The organism is Streptosporangium sp. NPDC048886 (assembly GCF_055586905.1).
Map to the genome: position 1 here is coordinate 262,198 of NZ_JBVJHH010000004.1, position 20,196 is coordinate 282,393.

General features: G+C 72.6%; 15 protein-coding genes. 1 reads left to right on the forward strand and 14 read right to left on the reverse strand.

Features of this window, described 5'->3' with window-relative positions; translation table 11 throughout:
- The first annotated feature begins 201 nt into the window (after window positions 1-201).
- A complete protein-coding gene (gene ileS, locus ACZ6R6_RS06940; RefSeq protein WP_470090829.1) occupies window positions 202-3,366 on the forward strand; it encodes an isoleucine--tRNA ligase in 3,165 nt (1,054 codons plus the stop codon).
- 354 nt (window positions 3,367-3,720) lie between these two features.
- Here the strand turns inward: ileS and ACZ6R6_RS06945 are convergent, their stop codons facing one another.
- The 14 genes from ACZ6R6_RS06945 to ACZ6R6_RS07010 all read right to left on the reverse strand — a co-directional run bounded on the left by ACZ6R6_RS06945 (window position 3,721) and on the right by ACZ6R6_RS07010 (window position 20,188).
- The gene (locus ACZ6R6_RS06945) at window positions 3,721-5,568 is read right to left on the reverse strand and encodes a hypothetical protein (protein WP_470090830.1); all 1,848 of its coding nucleotides are present in this window, start codon (window positions 5,566-5,568) and stop codon (window positions 3,721-3,723) included.
- 66 nt (window positions 5,569-5,634) lie between these two features.
- Window positions 5,635-6,492 (reverse strand): DivIVA domain-containing protein, encoded by an 858-nt coding sequence (locus ACZ6R6_RS06950; RefSeq protein WP_470090832.1) that lies wholly within the window; start codon window positions 6,490-6,492, stop codon window positions 5,635-5,637.
- Window positions 6,493-6,541: 49 nt separating this feature from the next.
- Window positions 6,542-6,829: a YggT family protein gene (locus ACZ6R6_RS06955; RefSeq protein WP_451932344.1), complete on the reverse strand. Its 288-nt coding sequence runs from the start codon at window positions 6,827-6,829 to the stop codon at window positions 6,542-6,544.
- A gap of 83 nt (window positions 6,830-6,912) precedes the next feature.
- On the reverse strand, window positions 6,913-7,416 hold the full coding sequence (locus tag ACZ6R6_RS06960; protein WP_306857771.1) for a cell division protein SepF: 504 nt from the start codon (window positions 7,414-7,416) through the stop codon (window positions 6,913-6,915).
- Between the two features lie 120 nt (window positions 7,417-7,536).
- Window positions 7,537-8,241 (reverse strand): YggS family pyridoxal phosphate-dependent enzyme, encoded by a 705-nt coding sequence (locus tag ACZ6R6_RS06965; protein ID WP_470090834.1) that lies wholly within the window; start codon window positions 8,239-8,241, stop codon window positions 7,537-7,539.
- Between the two features lie 90 nt (window positions 8,242-8,331).
- The gene (ftsZ, locus tag ACZ6R6_RS06970; RefSeq protein ID WP_470090835.1) at window positions 8,332-9,750 is read right to left on the reverse strand and encodes a cell division protein FtsZ; all 1,419 of its coding nucleotides are present in this window, start codon (window positions 9,748-9,750) and stop codon (window positions 8,332-8,334) included.
- Between the two features lie 225 nt (window positions 9,751-9,975).
- Window positions 9,976-10,644, reverse strand: a complete 669-nt coding sequence (locus ACZ6R6_RS06975; RefSeq protein WP_470090837.1) for a cell division protein FtsQ/DivIB — start codon at window positions 10,642-10,644, stop codon at window positions 9,976-9,978.
- A 55-nt stretch (window positions 10,645-10,699) separates the two neighbouring features.
- The gene (murC, locus tag ACZ6R6_RS06980; RefSeq protein ID WP_470090839.1) at window positions 10,700-12,106 is read right to left on the reverse strand and encodes a UDP-N-acetylmuramate--L-alanine ligase; all 1,407 of its coding nucleotides are present in this window, start codon (window positions 12,104-12,106) and stop codon (window positions 10,700-10,702) included.
- A gap of 159 nt (window positions 12,107-12,265) precedes the next feature.
- Entirely contained in the window at window positions 12,266-13,357 is a 1,092-nt protein-coding gene (gene murG / locus ACZ6R6_RS06985) for an undecaprenyldiphospho-muramoylpentapeptide beta-N-acetylglucosaminyltransferase (protein WP_470090840.1), read from the reverse strand.
- Window positions 13,358-13,371: 14 nt separating this feature from the next.
- On the reverse strand, window positions 13,372-14,694 hold the full coding sequence (gene ftsW / locus ACZ6R6_RS06990) for a putative lipid II flippase FtsW (protein WP_470090842.1): 1,323 nt from the start codon (window positions 14,692-14,694) through the stop codon (window positions 13,372-13,374).
- Between the two features lie 55 nt (window positions 14,695-14,749).
- Window positions 14,750-16,156 carry a UDP-N-acetylmuramoyl-L-alanine--D-glutamate ligase gene (murD, locus tag ACZ6R6_RS06995; protein WP_470090844.1) on the reverse strand — a complete coding sequence of 469 codons (1,407 nt, stop codon included), beginning with the start codon at window positions 16,154-16,156 and terminating at the stop codon, window positions 14,750-14,752.
- Window positions 16,157-16,196: 40 nt separating this feature from the next.
- Window positions 16,197-17,255, reverse strand: a complete 1,059-nt coding sequence (gene mraY, locus ACZ6R6_RS07000; protein ID WP_306857761.1) for a phospho-N-acetylmuramoyl-pentapeptide-transferase — start codon at window positions 17,253-17,255, stop codon at window positions 16,197-16,199.
- On the reverse strand, window positions 17,252-18,631 hold the full coding sequence (locus ACZ6R6_RS07005; protein ID WP_470090845.1) for a UDP-N-acetylmuramoyl-tripeptide--D-alanyl-D-alanine ligase: 1,380 nt from the start codon (window positions 18,629-18,631) through the stop codon (window positions 17,252-17,254). The genes mraY and ACZ6R6_RS07005 overlap by 4 nt, the downstream gene beginning before the upstream one ends.
- Before the next feature lie 12 nt (window positions 18,632-18,643).
- On the reverse strand, window positions 18,644-20,188 hold the full coding sequence (locus ACZ6R6_RS07010) for a UDP-N-acetylmuramoyl-L-alanyl-D-glutamate--2,6-diaminopimelate ligase (RefSeq protein ID WP_470090893.1): 1,545 nt from the start codon (window positions 20,186-20,188) through the stop codon (window positions 18,644-18,646).
- Window positions 20,189-20,196 lie beyond the last annotated feature (8 nt).

Genomic DNA, 20,196 nt, shown 5'->3' on the forward strand with positions numbered 1-20,196 from the left:
GGTGTGAGCCCGGGGCGAGACCCGGAGGGAAAATCACCCCGGAGCCGCCGGAAGAACGGCCTTCACGGCCCAGTAGACCCGGCAGCGGACCAAAGGAAGAGGGCCTTCCCCTGTGAAGGTCAAGGAGGGTGGTACCGCGGGGCCCGAGAGGTCTCGTCCCTCCACGCCACTGCCAGCACCAGCGTGGAGGTCCCGCCCGTCATGTCCGCCTATTTCCGCTCTCTTCCCGCGCAGGTCGACCTGCCCGCGCTCGAACATGAGGTGCTCGACCGCTGGCGGGACGGAAAGGTCTTCGAGCGTTCGGTCGAGCAGAACGCCGACGGCCCCAGCTGGGTCTTCTACGAGGGCCCGCCCACCGCCAACGGCATGCCCGGTGTGCACCACGTCGAGGCCCGGGTGTTCAAGGACCTCTTCCCCCGCTACAAATCGATGCAGGGCTACAGCGTGCCCCGCAAGGCGGGCTGGGACTGCCACGGCCTGCCCGTCGAGGTCGCCGTCGAGAAGGAACTCGGCCTCAGCGGCAAGAAGGACATCGAGGCGTACGGCGTCGCCGAGTTCAACGCCCGCTGCCGCGAGTCGGTGCTGCGGCACGTGGACGCCTTCGAAGAGATGACCGAGCGGATGGGCTACTGGATCGACCTGTCCCAGGCCTACCGCACGATGGACCCGGCCTACGTGGAGTCCGTCTGGTGGTCGCTCAAGGTCATCTTCGACAAGGACCTGCTGTTCCGCGACTTCCGGATCACCCCCTACTGTCCCCGCTGCGGCACCGGCCTGTCCGACCACGAGCTGGGCCAGCCGGGCGGCTACGAGACCGTCTCCAGCCCGTCCGTCTACGTCCGCATGCCCGTCACCTCGGGCCCGCTGGCCGAGCTCGGCGCCTCGCTGCTGATCTGGACCACCACGCCGTGGACGCTGGTCTCCAACACCGCGGTGGCCGTGCACCCCGACGTGACCTACGTCGCGGCGCGCCCCGCCGGGTCCGACGAGGTGCTGGTGGTGGCCGAGCAGCTGCTGACCTCCGCGCTGGGCGAGGGCGCGCAGGTGCTGGCCACCTTCCAGGGCGCGGAGCTGGAGCACACCACCTACTCCCGCCCCTTCGAGCTGGTCGACATCCCCGGCGCCCACTACGTGGTGCTCGGCTACTACGTCACCACCGAGGACGGCACCGGCCTGGTCCACCAGGCCCCCGCCTTCGGCGCCGACGACATGACGACCTGCAAGCGGTACGGCCTGCCGGTCGTCAACCCGATCGGCCCCGACGGGCGCTTCCTCGACAGCGTCCCCCAGGTCGGCGGGCAGTTCTTCAAGGAGGCCGACGAGGGCCTGACCGAGGACCTCAGGGCACGCGGCCTGCTCTACCGCGGCAGCCACTTCGAGCACAGCTACCCGCACTGCTGGCGCTGCCACACCGCGCTGCTCTACTACGCGCTCCCCGCCTGGTACATCCGGACCACGGCCGTCAAGGAGCAGCTCCTCGCCGAGAACGAGAAGACCACCTGGTACCCCGAGACGATCAAGTGGGGCCGCTTCGGCGAGTGGCTGCGCAACAACGTCGACTGGTCGCTGTCCCGCTCGCGTTACTGGGGCACGCCCCTGCCGCTGTGGGTCTGCACCGCCGACGAGTCGCACATCACCTGCGTCGGCTCGATGGAGGAGCTGAGCCGGCTGTCGGGCCAGGACGTCTCCGCGCTCGACCCGCACCGTCCCTACGTCGACGACGTCACGCTGCCCTGTCCGACCTGCGGGGCCGAGGCGCGCCGGGTGCCGGACGTGATCGACGCCTGGTACGACTCGGGGTCGATGCCGTTCGCCCAGTGGGGCGCGCCGTACCAGAACGCGGACATGCTGGAGAAGGCCTACCCGGCGCAGTTCATCTGCGAGGCCACCGACCAGACGCGCGGCTGGTTCTACTCGCTGATGGCGGTCGGCACGCTGGTCTTCGGCAGGACCTCCTACGAGAACGTGCTCTGCCTCGGCCTGATCCTCGCCGAGGACGGCCGCAAGATGAGCAAGCATCTGGGCAACGTGCTGCAGCCCATCCCGCTGATGGACCAGCACGGCGCCGACGCGCTGCGCTGGTACATGGCCTGCTCCGGTTCGCCGTGGGCGGCCCGCCGGGTCGGGCACGGCGCCCTGGAGGAGATCGTCCGCAAGGTCCTGCTGACCTACTGGAACACCGCGTCGTTCTTCACGCTCTACGCCAACGCCGAGTCGTGGTCGCCCGCCAAGCTCTCCGAGGCCCCCCCGTACGCCGAGCGCCCGCTGATCGACCGCTGGGCGCTGGCCGAGCTGCACCGGACGGTGGCCGAGGTCACCTCGTCGCTGGACGACTTCGACACCGCCCGGGTCGGGCGGCGGCTGGCGGAGTTCCTCGACGACCTGTCCAACTGGTACGTGCGGCGCTCCCGCCGCCGGTTCTGGTCCGGCGAGGCCTCGGCGTTCGCCACGCTGTACGAGTGCCTGGAGACCGTCACCCGGCTGATGTCACCGGTGGTGCCCTTCATCACCGACTACGTCTGGGACGTGCTGCGCGAGGCCGGCGGCCCCACCTCGGTCCACCTGGCCGCCTGGCCCACGGTGACCGAGGAGCTGCTGGACCCCGCGCTGTCGGAGCAGATGGCGCTGGTCCGCCGCCTGGTGGAGCTGGGCCGCTCGGCCCGCGCCTCCAGCGGGGTCAAGACCCGCCAGCCGCTCGGCCGTGCCCTGGTCGGCGCCCGCGGCTGGGGCGCGCTCTCCCCCGAGCTGCGCGAGCTGATCGCCGACGAGCTCAACGTGCAGGGGTTGGAGGACCTGTCGGGCATCGAGGCCGACCTGGTCTCCTTCACCGTCAAGCCCAACTTCAGGGCGCTGGGCAAGCGGTTCGGCTCGCAGACCAAGCTGGTCGCCGCCGCCGTCGCGGCCGCCGACCCCGGCGAGCTCGCGCGGGCCCTCCGCTCGGGCTCGGCGGTCTCGGTGGAGGCCGGCGAGCTGGGCACGGTGGAGCTGAGCGGCGAGGAGGTGATCGTCACCGAGCAGCCGAAGACCGGCTGGGCGGTGGAGACCGGGGCCGTCGACACCGGCACCGGCGAGACGGTCGCCCTCGACCTGACCATCACCGACGAGCTGCGCCGCTCCGGCCTGGTCCGTGACGTCGTCCGCCTGCTCCAGGAGGCCCGCAAGTCGACCGGGCTGTCCATCTCCGACCGGATCGACGTGTGGTGGTCCACCGCCGACGCCGACCTGGCCGAGGCTCTGCGCCTCCAGGGCGGCACCGTGGCCGGCGAGGTCCTCGCCGTCACCCTCACCGAGGGCGCCGACAGCGACCTGCCCACCCACCACGACGCCGACCTCGGGCTGACCTTCCAGCTCCGCCGGACCGTCTGATCGGCCTGTCCCGGAGGCGGCCCGCCGGCCGCCTCCGGGACAGCGGGCGAGCGGCCCGGGATCTCTCTGGTTCCGGCGGCCGTCACACCGCTCGGGGCCCGCGCTCCCGGCCGGCGGACCGGGTCGCCTCCGCCCCCTGAATCCACCGTTTCCCGGAGCCCTTCCGCCGGGCGGCCCGGCCTGCGCGCGTTCCGCCGCCCGTACGGCTGGCCACCCCATGGCCGGCCCCGACGGACGTTTCCCGGGCCCCTTCCGCCAGGCGGCCGGGAGTACGTGCGTGCCGCCGCCCGTGTGGCCGGCGGCACGTACGGCTGACCGCCCTCATTGGCCGGTCCCGACGGACCGGCCGGCGGTCTAGGACTCCTCGTCCCGGCAGACCGAGCAGCTGGTCAGGCCCGCCTCCTCGGCCTCGGCCCGGGACATGATCTCGATGCCGCTGTCGTCGGTGCCCTTGATGAGGGGGCAGGCGGAGCTGTGGAAGCGGCGGGTGCCGACGATGACCTTGACGGTCCCGGGGGCACCGGGCGCCGGGCCGTCCTTGACGGCCGGGATCCCGTGAGGGGCGGTGTCTCCGTCGTCCTCGCCGGGGGGCTCCTGCGCGGCCCGCGGCCCCGCCGAGGTGGAGTCGGCCGACACCGCGCGCCCGGCGCGCCCGGGTGCGGTGTCGGCCGGCTCCACCGGCTCGGGGGTGCCGTCCGGCTCATCGGAGGCCGTACGCTCCGCGGGCGAGGGCTCCTGGGGAGCCTCCGGTCCGGCGGAGACGGGCTCGGCGGGGACGCCGGAGCCCTCGGGGCCCTCCGACTCGGGGGACCCGGTCTCCGGCCGCTCGACGTCCTCCTCGGCCCCGTCGGGCCCACGCCCTGCGGGGACGCCGGACCCGGCCCCGACGGCTCCGGCAGAACCCTCAGAGGCAGCGGAAGCGGGCTCAGTGGAGACGGGCTTGTCGGAGACGGGCTTGTCGGAAGCGGGCGACGCCACCGGGGCCTGGCCCGCGGCGGACCCGCGCTCGGCGGGGCCGTCGGCCGTGGCCGGACCCTCGTCCCCGGCGGGCTCGGGAGACCCGGTCTCCGGCCGCTCGACGTCCTCCTCGGCCCCGGCGGGCCCACGCCCGGCGGGGACGCCGGACCCGGCCCCGACGGCTCCGGCAGAACCCTCGGAGGCGGCGGAGACGGGCTCGGCGGAAGCGGGCTCGGCAGAGACGGGCTTGGCAGAAGCGGAAGCGGGCTTGGCGGAGACGGATCCGGACGACGCCACCGGAGCCTCGTCCTCGGCGGAGGCCGGCTCGGGCTCGGGTGTGTCACCGGAATCCGAGGGGTCGGCCTGGGGCGCCTGCCCGGCGGCGGACCTGGCCAGGTCGCGGCTGAACCAGCTGGTCGCGTTGGAGTCGTCGGGGGTCTCCGGCTCGGCGGCCGGAGAGGGCCGGGCCGCGGCCGCCGCGGCGCGGAGCGGCGGGTCCACCGGCTCCTGGGGCCGCGTCTGCTCCTGGGGGGCGGGGGCGTCCTGGAGGTGGGGCCGGGTCACCCCGGTCGCGCCCTCCTTCGGGCCGGCCGGAGGGACAGGCCGGTACGGCGGGCTGAAACGGGCGGTGGGCCCGTGGACATCGGTGCCGCCGGAGGGGCCGGACTCCTGGGAGGCCCGGGACGCGGGCGGCTCCTGGGATCCGGCGGGGGCGTCCTGAGGCTGGAGCCCGCCGGTGAACTCGGGCAGACACGTGGTGCAGGGCGTGAAGCCCTCCTCCCGCGCCTCCTCGTGCGTCAGCTCCTCATGATCCCTGCCGACGAGCTGCCGGCAGCCGGCGAGGTGATATCGCTTACGCCCCGGGATCACCAGGACGATCGCCTCGGCGTCCAGGAGGCCCCGCCTGGCGGCGGGGGCCGGCCCGGCCACCGGGTTCGGCCGGGGCTGGGGCGCGGCCGCCGTCTGCCGCATGCCGTGCGGAGCCGTCGGCCGGGGGGCCGAGGGGGCATGCGGGTCCGGCGCCAGGTGCGGTGCGGGCCTCGGCCCGGCCGGGACCGGTCCCTTGGGCGGGAGCGGAGCCGACCCGGCGCGCCCGCCGCCGGGGAACAGCTCGTGGCGGCGCAACAACGCCCCGATCACCAGGAAGACCGCGGACAGCACACTGACCGCGATCGACCACATGACCAGAAATGGCTTGGCCAGCACGAACCCCGCGATGAGCAGGACGATGGCCGTGACCACCAAACCAGCGCTGATAAGGATCACAGAGGAACTCCCGGGTACGGGTCAGGGGGGAATTGACCCGTCACCTTACCGGCGGTCGTTGTGCGGACCGTCAACGCCCTGGAAGGCGCCTGAATGCTGCGGCGGCTCGCCACCGAACGGGTTGGCGGCGCCCTGGATGGTCGGCTGGCCGCCCGGAGCCACGGCGTGGGACATCGCCGGGGGGCTGCCCACGATCGGGAATCCGCCGCTGCCCTCGGCAGCCACGTTCAGCTCGGCGAGCTGGTTCTCCAGGTACAGCTTCAGCCGGCTGCGGTATTCCCGCTCGAAGCTGCGCAGCTCCTCGACCTTGCGCTCAAGCTCGTCGCGGGTCTGCACCAGCGAGCCCATGGCCTGGCGGTGCCGCTCCTGGGCGTCGCGCTCCAGCGTCTCGGCGCGGGCACGGGCGTCGCCGATGACCTGCTCGGCCTGGCGGCGCGCCTTGCCGAGGATGTCGTCGGCCTCGCGGCGGGCCCGGGTCACCGTCTCGTCCGCCTCCCGGCGGGCGTCGGCGATCGCCTGGTCGGCCGTCTGCTGGGCCAGCGCGAGCACGCGGGCCGCGGTGTCCATGTTGTCCTCGGCCGGGGGCATCCCCATGCCGACGGGGACAGGCTGCTGGTGCTGCACCGGCTCGGGGGCACGCATCGGCTCCGGCTGCGGCATCATCATCTCGGGTTTGGGCTCGGCGACGGGGGCGGGCGCCATGGCCATTCCCATTCCGCCGGGCACCTTGCCCCGCAGGCACTCCGCCAGCTTGGCGCGGAGCTCCTCGTTCTCCTGAATGAGGCGGTCCAGCTCGGACTCCACCTCATCAAGGAAGGCGTCCACCTCTTCCTCGTCATAGCCCGGCCTGAGCCGGGTCGTACTGAATTGCTTGTTCCGCACATCAGCGGGCGTCAGCGGCATTTCGGTCTCCTTGGCGCGCTTGGAGTCTGTCCGGAGGGACGGTACCCGATCAACTAAGCGCGGACACGAGTTGGATCAAGACCAAGACCACAATGAACAGCACTGTGAAGCTTAGGTCAAAGGCCACCGTACCCAACCGGAGTGGTGGAATGAAACGGCGGAGGAACTTGAGAGGTGGGTCGGTCACCGTGTATACGGCCTCCGCCAGAACCAGGACGACCCCCGTGGGGCGCCACTGACGTGCGAACGCCTGCACCGTCTCAAAGATCATTCTACCGATCAGCAGAACCAGGTAGAGGGCCAGGACGACGACCAAGATCTCGCTAACGACCCTCACGGCCTGTCCCCGCCTCCACTCTGTTCCGCCGCACCCCGGTCCCGCGAGGACCTGTCCGGCCGGTCACTGTTCATGGTGGAACTCTAGCTCTGGTTGAAGAACCCGCGTTCCGCGATTCGGGCCTTGTCCTCGGCGGTCACCTCGACATTGGCAGGGGACAACAGGAACACCTTGTTGGTAACACGTTCAATGCTGCCATGTAGGCCAAAGACAAGACCTGCCGCGAAATCGACAAGCCGCTTGGCGTCACTGTCAACCATTTCGGTCAGATTCATGATGACCGGGGTGCCGTCACGGAAGTGCTCGCCAATTGTCCGCGCCTCGTTGTAGGTGCGGGGATGGAGCGTCGTGATGCGGGCCAGATCGGTCGTGCGGCGCTCTATGACAGCCGTCGCGGGCCTCGGAGCGGGCACGCCCGCCTCAGTGTCGTCCTCGCGGTCGTGGACCGTGCCAGGCCGCTCGTCGCCGACCTTCCGCGAGTCGTCGAAGTCGTCGTACTCGTCGTCGGAATAGCTGTCGTATCTCTCGTAGCGGTCGTCCTCCACAAGACCGAGGTAGACCGCCATCTTGCGCATCGCGCCGGCCATCGCTACTTCTTCCTCCGCCTTACTTCGATTTCCCTGGGGCGGTAGCCGCACCCCCTTGGAGCTCACCACCGATCGACCTCTATCTGGATACGCGGACGCCAAGGTCCACTTGAAGGGACATTACCTGACTAAGGGCTTCCTGCGACCGAGCAACGCCGTACCGACGCGCAGGTGTGTCGCGCCATTCGCAATGGCCTCGGACATATCACCGCTCATCCCCGCCGAGATGACGTCGGCCCCGGGGTGGACCCCCCGTACGGCCTGCGCGATCTCCCACAACCTCGCGAAGGCCCTGGCCGGCTCCTCTCCCAGCGGCGCCACCGCCATCACCCCGCCCAGCCGTACCCCCGGCGCGGCGGCGAGTGCGTCCGCCAGCTCCGGCACGTCCGCCGGCCGCGCCCCGCCCCGTCCGGGATCACCGTCCAGGGCGACCTGCACCAGGCAGGTGATCTCCCTGTCCGCCCTGACCGCCTCCTGGCTGAGCGCGCTCACCAGGCGTGGACGGTCCACCGAGTGGACGACGTCGGCGTAGCCGACCACGGAACGGGCCTTGTTGGTCTGCAACTGACCGACGAAGTGCCAGGTGAGCCCCAGCTCGGCGCATTCGCGCGCCTTGGCCGAAGCCTCCTGGTCGCGGTTCTCCCCCACGTCCGTCACCCCCAGCGCGGCCAGCAACCGCACGTCGGAGGCGGGGTAGGTCTTGCTCACCGCGATGAGCGTCAGCTCCTCGCGGGCACGGCCGGCGGCCCGGCAGGCCGCGGCGATCTCCGCCTCGACCTGGGCCAGACCGGCCGCGATCTCATCATGTCGTGTTGTCTGTGTCACGTCTCCGCCGTCCGAATACCGAAAAACCGGCGGAATCCATTCTCCCCGTCACGGCCGGGTGACCTGTCGGCCCCCCGGCCGTGAGCAATGTCACTTCAGGAAGTCGGGGACGTCGAGCTCCTCTTCCTGCTCCTCGAAGATCACCGGCCGTCTCCGGGCGGGGTCGGAGACCCGCGCGGAGATCGGGGTGGGCTGCGACGGCTCGGGCGTCGGGCGCGGGATCGACACCGGCGGGGCCGGCGGCTCCTCCACCCGGGGCGGCTCGACCGGCTCGGCCGGGAGGTGCACCGGCGCGGCGGGCTGGGCCTGGGGGATCTGCTGGAGCGGCTGCGGCGCCGGCGGGAGCGGCGTCTCCGCCACGGGGGCCGGCGGGGGCGGCGGGCTGACGACCGGCCGGACCGGCGGTGGCGGCGGCTGCTCGGCCCTCGGCTCGGGCCGGGGCTCGGCCTTCACCGTGGGCGGCGCCGGACGGACCGGCGCGGTCGCCGCGGGGGCGGGGGCCGGGCGCGGAGCCGGCTGCTGCCGGACGGCCGGCTGCGGCGGCGCGGCCTTGACCTCCGCGGCGGGCTCGTCGAACCCGGCCGCGATCACGGTGACGCGCACCTCGTCGCCGAGGGCGTCGTCGATGACCGTACCGAAGATGATGTTGGCGTCGGGCGCCGCGGCGTTGGAGACGAGCTGGGCCGCTTCGTTGATCTCGAACAGGCCGAGGTCGGACCCGCCGGCGATCGACAGCAGCACGCCGTGCGCACCGTCGATGCTGGCCTCCAGCAGCGGGCTGGAGACGGCCATCTCGGCCGCGGCGACCGACCGGTCGTCGCCACGCGCGTGGCCGATGCCCATGAGCGCCGAGCCGGCGCCGGACATGACCGACTTCACGTCGGCGAAGTCGAGGTTGATCAGACCCGGCGTGGTGATGAGGTCGGTGATGCCCTGGACACCGGAGAGCAGCACCTGGTCGGCCGCCTTGAAGGCGTCCAGCACGCTCACCTGCCGGTCGGAGATCGACAGCAGCCGGTCGTTCGGGATCACGATGAGGGTGTCGACCTCCTCGCGGAGGGTCTCGATGCCCGCCTCGGCCTGCATCGCCCTGCGCCGGCCCTCGAAGCTGAAGGGCCGGGTGACCACGCCGATGGTCAGCGCGCCCAGCGAGCGCGCGATGTTGGCCACCACCGGGGCGCCTCCGGTGCCCGTGCCGCCGCCCTCTCCGGCGGTGACGAACACCATGTCGGCGCCCTTGATGACCTCTTCGATCTCCTCGCGGTGGTCCTCGGCCGCCTTGCGCCCGACTTCGGGGTTGGCTCCCGCGCCGAGGCCGCGGGTGAGTTCGCGTCCGACATCGAGTTTGACGTCGGCGTCACTCATCAGCAGCGCCTGAGCGTCGGTATTGATGGCGATGAACTCGACGCCCTTGAGTCCCTCCTCGATCATCCGGTTGACGGCGTTGACTCCGCCTCCGCCGATTCCTACAACCTTGATGACCGCGAGGTAGTTCTGCGGTGCTGCCACGACGAGGGGCCTTTCCGCTCGTTGACTTGCAATTTCATGCGGCACGGGGCCCGTGCCGTCGTTTCCAAAACCCTCACCCTCAAGTTGAGATTTAGATTTATGTCAACCTGAGGAGTGATACGGACAGTAGGAGTTGCGCTCCAGGCGGGTCAACTAACCGCGCCGCAAGCGCGCCCGGCGTGTCGCGGGCCGTCCTTTTCGGGGAAGGCGCGACGGTGGATGAGATCACTTCACCGTCACGACGTCGGGCGAGCTCACGTCATAGGTGTCCGCCGGACGTTTCAGCAGCGTGAGAAGGATGTTCGCCTTGTCCGCCGGACGGTCCGGACCGCCCCACACGACCGTCCGGCCGTCCTTCAGGCGCAGCGAGACGGTCTCGGGCGAGGGCGCGAGCACTTCCGCGATCCGCCGGGTCAGATCCGCCGACAGCGCCTGGATGACGGTCAGCGCGGCGCCGGTCGCCGGATCGCCGGGCTGCGGGCGGTCCACGCGCAGCAGCGGGAGCGACGGCGGCGCGACGTCCCTGACCTCCGTCATCACACCGTGCCGGTCCATGAGCGCGAACTTGGGGCCGACCGGCACCACCGCCACCGGCTCGCGCTCCACGATCTCGACCACCAGCGTGCCCGGCCAGTTGCGGCTGACGCTCACCGACTCGACCTGCCGGATCCTCTTGATCCGCGCCTCGACCTCGTCCACGTCCACGATGGCCAGGGGCCTGCCCTCGGGCACCCCCGTCGCCAGCTGGATCTGCTGGGCGGGGATGCCGAGGTTGCCCGCGACCCGGATGTCGCGGACCCCGAGCACCGACGAGAAGAACACCAGCCAGGCGGCGGTGCCCACCACCCCCACCGTGAGCAGGGCCAGGAAGGCCGACCGCCACACCGCGTTCACCGTCTCACCCCGTCGGGCGGCCCGGGCTCCGGCGCCCCGCGACCCCTGCCGCGGGTCACCGGGCGGCCAGCTCCGCCACGATGCGGGGGCCCAGCTCGGTCACGTCCCCCGCCCCCATGGTGAGCACGATGTCTCCGGGCCGGGCCCGGTCGGCCACCAGGGCGGGGACCGCCTCCCGCTGCGGCGCGTAGGTCACCTGACCCGACGGCAGCGGCACCTTGCCCGCCACCAGGGCCCCGGAGACGCCCGGCTCGGGGTCTTCACGGGCGCCGTAGACGTCCAGCACGATGGCCTCGTCGGCCAGGCCCAGGGCGACGCCGAACTCGTCGGCGAAGAACCTGGTGCGCGAGTAGAGGTGCGGCTGGAAGACCGCGATGACCCTGCCGGAGCCGGAGAAGGAGGCCACCACGTCCCGCGCCGCGCGCAGGTCGGCGGCGAGCTCGGTCGGGTGGTGGGCGTAGCTGTCGAAGACCGCCACTCCCCCGGCCTCGCCCTTGGCCTCGAAGCGGCGCTTGGCGCCGGTGAAGGCGGCCAGACCGTCGCGTATCTCGTCGAAGGAGACCCCCAGCTCCGCCGCCACCGCGATGACCGCGGTGGCGTTGAGCGCGTTGTGGCGGCCGGGGACGGCCAGCCTGACCTCCCCGTGGCCCGCGACCGTGAAGGAGATGCCCAGGCCGTCGGGGACGATCCCGCTCACCCGCAGGTCGGCGTCCTCGGCCTCACCGTAGGTGATCACCTTCAGGCCGCGCGCGCGGGCGATCGGGGCCAGGGCCGCCGACCCCTGGTCGTCGGCGCAGATCACCATGGCCGTCCCGACCCGCTCGACGAACCGGGCGAAGCTGTCGTAGACCGCGCGCGGATCGCCGTAGTTGTCGAGGTGGTCCGGCTCCACGTTGGTCACCACGGCGATGTCGGGGGCCAGCATGAGGAAGGAGCCGTCGCTCTCGTCCGCCTCGGCGACGAACACCTCGCCCGCGCCCTCGTCGGCGCCCAGGCCGGTGGTCACGAGCTGGCCGCCGACGCAGTAGGACGGGTCGGCGCCGCACTTCTGCAGCGCCACCGTGAGCATCGAGGTCGTGGTGGTCTTGCCGTGGGTCCCGGCCAGGGCGATCCCGGTCCGGCCCGCCATGACCGAGGCCAGCGCGGCGGCCCTGGGGATCACCCGCAGGCCCTGGCGGAGCGCCTCGCCCAGCTCGGGGTTGGAGTCGCGGATCGCGGTGGAGACCACCACGGTGTCGACGTGCTTGATGTGCGAGGCGGCGTGGCCGATGTGCACCCGGCCGCCCAGCTCCCGCAGCTCGGTCACCATGTCCGAGCCGCGCGAGTCGCTGCCGGAGACCGGCACGCCGCGCTTGAGCAGGATGCGGGCGATGCCGGACATCCCGGCCCCGCCGATCCCGATGAAGTGGACGCGCCCGAGCTCCTCGGCCGCGACCGGATCCACCAACTTGACCAGGCTCATCGGCCGTTCACCACTCCTCATCCGCCACGCGGACGGTCTCGTTCCCCCACCGGTGGCAGCACTCGCCGCGCCGGATCCGCTCCGTGCCCGCCGGCCGCCCACCGCTCGCCGCCCGCCGCGCGGGCCGGCCCGTCCCCCGCCGGGCACCGTGTGCCCGGCTCATCTGCCCTTCCCCTCGGCCGCGATCTGCAACACCTTGCGGGCGAGCGCCACGTCGGCGTCCTTGCGGCCCATCCTGGAGGCGGCCTCCGACATGGTGACCACGCGCTCGGGGTCGGACAGGATGGGCAGCACGTTCTGGACGATCCACTCCGGCGTCAGGTCGGCGTCGTCGATCATGAGGCCGCCGCCCGCCTGCACGATCGGCTCGGCGTTGAGCCGCTGCTCGCCGTTGCCGTGCGGGAGCGGGATGTAGGCGGCGGGCAGGCCCACCGCGGTCAGCTCGGCGCAGGTCATGGCGCCGCTGCGGCACAGGGCGAAGTCGGCCGCGGCGTAGGCCAGGTCCATCCGGTCGACGTACTGCAGCACGACGTACTGCGGGTCGCCGGGCGGCGGCTCCTCCTCCAGCGTGTTCTTCGGGCCGATGACGTGCAGCACCTGCACCCCGGCCCGGCGCAGCGCCGGGGCGGCGGCCAGGGCCGCCCGGTTGAGCGAGCGCGCGCCCTGGGAGCCGCCGGTCACCAGCAGCGTGGGCAGGTCGGCCTCCAGGCCGAACCAGGAGCGCGCCTTGTCGCCCATGGACAGCCGGTCGAGCGCGACGATCTCGCGGCGGAGCGGGATGCCCATGTATTCGGCGCGGTTCAGCGGCGTGTTCTGGTGGCCGGTGAACACGTGGTCGGTGAGCCGGGCGCCCAGCCGGTTGGCCAGTCCCGGCCGCGGGTTGGCCTCGTGCACCACGATCGGCACGCCGCGCCGGCGCGCCGCCAGGTAGGCGGGGGTCGCCACGTAGCCGCCGAAGCCGACCAGCACGTCGGCCTGGACGCGGTCCATGATGCCCGCGGCGGCGTTGATGGCGCCCGCCAGCCGGCCGGGCACCGTCAGGAGCTGGGGTGTGATCGCCCGGGGCAGCGGCACCGCGGGCACGAGCTGCAGCTCGTAGCCCCGGGCCGGCACCAGTCGCGTCTCCAGGCCACGCTCGGTGCCCAGGCACGTGATCCCGATGTTCGGGTCCAGCCGGCGGAGCGCATCGGCCAGAGCCAGCGCCGGTTCGATATGACCGGCCGTCCCGCCGCCTGCGAGGACCACCCTCATGTCGGTCCTTTCACTCATCGTCTCCCGCGGACCGGCCGTCGCCTGCGCGCCGGACCGCCCCGTCGCTCATCGTCCTCGCGGACCGGCCGTCGTTTCCCGGCCGGACCACCCAGGCCAAGCCAGCTTAGGCCCCGCGCCACCGGTCCGGGGCCACGCGCCGCCAGAGCTTCGCGCGCTCCGGGCTCGTGTTTGGCGAAGGCCAGCAGCATCCCCAGCGCGGCCAGGGTCGGCAGCAGCGCCGATCCGCCGTAGGAGATCAGGGGCAGCGGGATGCCGGTGATGGGCAGCGCGCCGATGACGGCGCCGATGTTGACGATCGCCTGGCCGACGATCCAGGCTATCGCGGCGGCCGAGGCGAGCCGGACGAACGGGTCCCGCACCCGGGTGGCCACCCGCAGGCCGGCATAGCCCAGCAGGCCGAACAGGGCCACCACGACCAGCGTGCCCATCAGGCCGAGCTCCTCGCCGACGATGGAGAAGATGAAGTCGCTCTCGGCGTGGGGGGTCCAGTATTTCTGCCGGCTGGAGCCCAGTCCGAGCCCGAACCAGCCGCCGCTGCCCATCCCGATCTGGCCCTGCACCAGCTGGTAGCCCGCGTCCTGCGCGTTGCCCCACGGGTTGAGCCACCCCTTGATCCGCTCCGAGCGGTAGCCCTCGATGGTGATCATCGTGATGGTGGCCAGTACCATGATCGACAGGATGCCGCCGAACAGCTTCAGCGGCGCGCCCACGACCCACAGCAGGGCCAGGAAGATCATCATCAGGACCAGCGTGGTGCCGAGGTCACGTCCCAGCATCACCAGGACGGCCATGATCGCCAGGCCCGGCATGAGGGGGATCAGCAGCCTGCGCCACTCGATCCGCCCGGCGCGCGCTCCCTTGGCGAGCAGGTCGGCCCCCCACAGCACCAGCGCGAGCTTGGCCGGCTCCGACGGCTGGATGGTGAGCTCGCCGATGTAGATCCAGCGCTGCGCGCCCAGCTCCGCCTGGCCGATGAACAGCACCAGGACCAGGCCCAGCGCGGCCAGGACCATCAGCGGGTAGCCCGCCAGCCGGAAGAACCTGATCGGCAGCCGGGAGCAGATCCACATCAGCAGCAGCCCCACCGCCATCGAGATGAGCTGCCGCCCGAAGAGCGCGAAGGCCGACCCTCTGGTCTCAAGCGCCTGGATGCTCGACGCGGCCAGGACCATCATCAGCCCCAGGGCCATCAGCAGCGCGCTGACGCCCACCAGCAGGTGGTAGGAGAACAGCGGGCGGGCCAGCAGCTCACGCGCCCGCGCCAGCCGGCCCCTGAAGGGGGCCGTGCCCGGCGGCCGATCGTTCACGGCGGTCATCCGTCACCCCGCCCCGCCGGCCGGACGGGCGTCCCCGGATCTCGCAGGCGTGCTCTCATCCCTCCCCGGCACCGCCCCGCGCCCCGCCCAGGCGCTCCAGGACGGCCTGGGCGAAGGCTCTCCCGCGGGCCCCGTAGTTGGGGAAGATGTCCAGGGAGGCGCCGGCCGGGGCCAGCAGCACGGTGTCTCCGGGGGCGGCGAGCCCCGCGGCTTCGGCGACGACGCGGTCCATGACCCCAGTGTCTTGCCCGGCGACCTCCACCACCGGGACATTCGCGGCGTGTCGCGCCAGAGCCTCCCGGATCCGCCCACGGTCGACGCCCAGCAGCACCGCGGCACGCAGCCGGGGCGCGGCCCGCCGTACCAGCTCCTCCACGTCGGCGCCCTTGAGCTGTCCTCCGGCGATCCAGACGATCGAAGGGTAGGCGGCGAGCGAGGCGGCGGCGGCGTGCGGGTTGGTGGCCTTGGAGTCGTCGACGTAGTCGACCTCGCCGACCCGCGCGACCCGCGCCATCCGGTGCGGGTCGGGGACGAAGTCCAGCAGGCCCTGCCGTACGGCTGCCGCGGGCACCCCGTAGGAGCGGGCCATGGCGGCGGCGGCGAGCGCGTTGGCGACGTTGTGCGGCGCGAACGGCCGGATGTCGCCGAAGGAGGCGAGCTCCTCGGCGTTGCGCGCCGGATCGGCCACGAACGCCCGGTCCACCAGCAGGTCCTCGACCACGCCGACCTGCCCGGGCATCGGCACGTCGAGGGTGAAGCCCACGCTGCGCCCGCCCGCCCGCGCCTCGTACGGCGCGGCCAGGCGGGCCGACCACTCGTCGTCGGCGTTGTGGACGACCGTCCCCGCCCGGGTGAAGATCTCACCCTTGACCCGGGCGTACTCCTCCATGGAGCCGTGCCAGTCGAGATGGTCGGGGGCGACGTTCAGCACGGCGGCGGTGTGCGGGACGAGGCTGGGCGAGCGGTGGAGCTGGAAGCTCGACAGCTCCACCGCCAGCACGTCGGCGGGGCCGGTGACGGCCTCCACGACGGGGGTGCCGACGTTGCCGACCGCGAGCGCCTTGTGGCCGGCCGCGACGAGCATCGAGGTGAGCATCCGGACCACGGTGGTCTTTCCGTTGGTGCCGGTCAGCGCCAGCCACGGGGCCGCGCCCGCCGGGCGGAGCCGCCAGGCCAGCTCGACCTCGCCGATCACCTCCACCCCGGCCGCGGCCGCCGCGACGAGCAGCGGGTGGTGCGGCGGCCAGCCGGTGGCGACGACGAGGGCGGTGCCGGCGGGCAGCTCGGCGGGCTCGCCGAAGCGGACCTCGACACCGAGCCCGGCCAGCTCCGCGGCCGTCGCCCTGACTCCCTCCCCGTCCCGGCCCTCCAGGACGACCACCCTCTCGCCCCGGGCGGCCATGGCGCGGGCCACGGCCGTGCCGGAGACCCCGAGGCCGGCGACGCAGATCACCTGGCTCATCCCGCCACCTCCGCCGGCCGCGCGGGCGTGGGCGCCTCACTCATGACTTGGGCATCCATTCGACGTAGAACAGGCCGAGACCGGCGGCGGCGCAGAGCCCGGCGATGAGCCAGAAGCGGACCACGATCGTCGTCTCCGCCCAGCCCGACAGCTCGAAGTGGTGCTGGAGCGGGGCCATTCGGAAGACCCGTTTGCCGGTCATCTTGAAGAAACCGACCTGGATGATCACCGACGTCGTGATGACCACGCACATCCCGGCCAGGATGATCAGCAGGAGCTGGGTGCGGGTGGTGATGGCCAGGCCGGCGAGCACGCCGCCCAGGGCCAGCGATCCGGTGTCGCCCATGAAGATCTTGGCGGGCGGGGCGTTCCACCACAGGAAGCCGACCAGCGCGCCGAGCACGGCGGCGGCGACCACGGCCAGGTCCAACGGATCGCGGACCCAGTAGCAGTTGGGGCCGAGCTGGGTGGTGCAGTTGTTGCGGAGCTGCCAGTTGCCGATCAGGACGTAGGAGGCCAGCACCACGCCGGTGGCGCCGCTGGCCAGGCCGTCGAGGCCGTCGGTGAGGTTCACCGCGTTGGAGAAGCCCACGATCATGATGAGCACCCAGATCGTGAACCCGACGATGCCGATGGAGGGCCCGAAGTCGCGCAGGAACGACAGCCGGGTCTCGGCCGGGGTGATCAGGTAGGAGTTGGGGAAGCGGGTCACCAGGACCGCGAAGACCGCGCCGACGATGAGCTGGCCCAGGGCCTTGGCGCCGCTGCGCAGGCCGAGGCTGCGCTGCTTGTAGATCTTGATGAAGTCGTCGAGGAAGCCGACCGCGCCCAGGCCGGTCATCAGGAACAGCACCAGGATCGCCGAGACGGTGGGCAGGGTCTGGCTGTAGAGGTGGGCGCAGGCGAAGCCGAGCAGCGCCGCGATCACGATCACGGTGCCGCCCATGGTGGGGGTGCCGCGCTTGTCGTGGTGGCCGGAGGGCCCCTCCTCCCGGATGCTCTGGCCGTAGCCGCGCTGGGAGAACAGGCGGATCGCCAGGGGCGTGCCGAACGTCGACAGCAGCAGGCCGACCGCCGCCGCGATGAGGATCTCCATCATCGGCGCTCACCTCCCAGCAGCGCCTCGGCCACGCGCTCCAGGGCGGCCGCGCGCGGCCCCTTGACCAGCACCACGTCGCCCGGGGCCAGCAGCGCCGACAGCTCGGCGGCCGCCGCCTCGGCGTCGGCGACGTGCGTCACCGGCGCGGCGCCGTCCGCGGCCCCGGCCAGGACGGGGCCGGCGTCGGGCCCGACGACGAGGAGTCCCGCGAGGCCCGCGCCCGCCGCCAGGCGGCCCACGCCCTCGTTCAGGGCCACGCTCTCCTCACCCAGCTCGCGCAGGGCGGCCACGACCGCGAAGCGGCGGCGGCCGCCCGCGAGGGCGTCGAGGGCGTCGAAGGCGGCGCGCATGGAGTCGGGGTTGGCGTTGTAGGCGTCGTTGATCACGGTGACGCCGTCCGCCCGGTCGGTGACCTCCATCCGCCAGCGGCTGCGGGGCTCGGCCTCCGACAGCTCCTCGGCGATGGTGGCGACCGGCAGCCCGAGCTCGTAGGCGGCCGCCGCGGCGGCCAGCGCGTTCTCCACCGCGTGCTCGCCGTACAGGCGGAGCATGACCGGGGCGGCCCCGGACGGGGTGCGCAGCGTGAAGGCGGCGCGGCCGCGGTCGTCGAGGGTCACGCCCTCCGCGCGCACGTCGGCGCTCTCGGCCCGGCCGTACCAGGTGACCCGGGCGCCGGTGCGCCGGGCCATCGCGGCCACCAGCGGGTCGTCGGTGTTCAGCACGGCCACGCCGTCGGCGGGCAGCGCCTCGACCAGCTCGCCCTTGGCCTTGGCGATCGCCTCCTTGCCGCCGAAGACCCCCAGGTGGGCGGTGCCGACGTTGAGGACCACGCCGATCTTCGGCGGGGCGACCCGGGCCAGGTGGCTGATGTGGCCGACGTCCCTGGCGCTGAGCTCCAGCACCAGGTAGCGGGTGTCCTCGTCGGCCTTCAACACCGTGAGGGGGTGGCCGATCTCGTTGTTGAACGAGCCGACCGGGGCGACCGTCGGGCCGATCCTGGCGGTGAGGCGGGCCAGCAGGTCCTTGGTGGTGGTCTTGCCCGCCGATCCGGTCACGCCGACGACCGTGGCCGACGGCAGGTCGGCGCAGACCGCGGTGGCCAGGGCGGCCAGGGCGGTCACGGCGTCGCCGACGACGACCGCGGGGACGTCGACCGGCCGGGACGCCAGCACGGCGACGGCCCCGGCCTCCACGGCCTGGGCGGCGAAGTCGTGCCCGTCGACCCGGTCGCCCTTGATGGCGACGAACAACGACCCCGGCTCGACGGCGCGGGAGTCGATGACGACCGGACCGCGCACGACCGCACGGGGATCGGCCATGCCCGTGAGGGCACCCGAGGTGATCTCGGCGATCCTTGCCAGCGGCAACGGGATCATGATGCGTCTTACCTACTCTCCATATGTGCTTCGGCGCCCGGTCCGGTTCCGCCTTCTGACGATCGCGTCGGCCACCACTTGCCTGTCGTCGAACGGGAGCACCTCGTCCCCGACATACTGGCCCTGCTCATGGCCCTTGCCCGCCACGACGACGACGTCGCCGAAGCCCGCCCGGCTGATCGCCAGGTCGATGGCCGCGGCCCGGTCCGGCTCAATGATCACATGGGCGCGCTCGTCCTGAGACACGCCGAGGACTCCATTCATCATCTCGGCGAGGATCCGCAGCGGGTCCTCCGAGCGGGGATTGTCGCTGGTGAGAATGGCCACATCCGCCAGTCGGGCGGCGGCCTCCCCCATCATGGGGCGCTTGCCGCGGTCGCGGTCGCCGCCGCAGCCCAGCACCACGGTCAGCCGGCCGGTCGTGACCTGGCGCAGCGAGCGCAGCACCGACTCCACCGCTCCGGGCTTGTGCGAGTAGTCGACGATGGCCTGGAAGTCCTCGCCGCCGGGCACCCGCTCCATCCGGCCGGGCACCCCGGCCAGCGTGCCGACGCCCGCCACCGCGGCCCGCAGCGGCACCCCTGCCTCCACGAGGGAGACGATCGCGCCCAGCGCGTTGGCGACGTTGAACGGGCCGGGCAGGGCCACCGTCACGTCCTCCTCGACGCCGCCGGGGCCGGCCACGCGGAAGGAGCTGCCCTCACTGCCCAGACGCACGTCCACGGCCCGCCAGTCGGCCTCGGGGGCGCCCTCGGCGGAGAAGGTGGTGATCGGGATCTTGCTCATCGCGGCGAGCTCGCGCCCGTGGGCGTCGTCGACGTTGACGACGCCGGCGCGGCTCATCTCGGGGGTGAACAGCCGGGCCTTGGTCGCGAAGTAGTCGTCGAGGTCCTTGTGGAAGTCCAGGTGGTCCTGGGAGAGGTTGGTGAACAGCGCGACGTCGTAGAACACCGCGTCGACGCGGCCCAGCGCCAGCGCGTGGCTGGAGACCTCCATCGCGGCGGCCGTTACGCCGTGCTCGCGCATGAGGGCGAACAGGCCCTGCAGGTCGCTGGCCTCCGGCGTGGTCAGCTTGGGCACGAAGCGCAGCTCGCCGGCGCGGATCTCCACACCGCCGATCAGCCCCGCCTTGTGGCCGGCGGCCCGCAGCCCGGCCTCCAGCAGGAAGCTGGTGGTGGACTTGCCGCTGGTGCCGGTGACGCCGATCACCATCACGTCCGCCGCGGGCCTGCCGTACACCCAGGCGGAGACCTCGCCGAGCACGCCGCGCGGGTCCGGCACGACGAGGACCGGCAGGCCGGTCGCCACCGCCGACGCCCGGCCCGCCTCGTCGGTCAGGATGGCGGCGGCTCCGGCGGCGAGTGCCTGGGCGGAGAAGTCGGCGCCGTGGGACAGGGCCCCGGGCAGCGCGACGTAGAGATCTCCGCGCCGGACCTGGCGCGAGTCGATGGTGATGCCGGACACCGCGGCCAGCGGGGCGCGCGAGGTGCCGGAGGGCGCGCCGAGCAGGCTCGCCAGCCCCGAGAGCGGACGGGGTGAACTGGTTGACGGTCGCATGGACAACG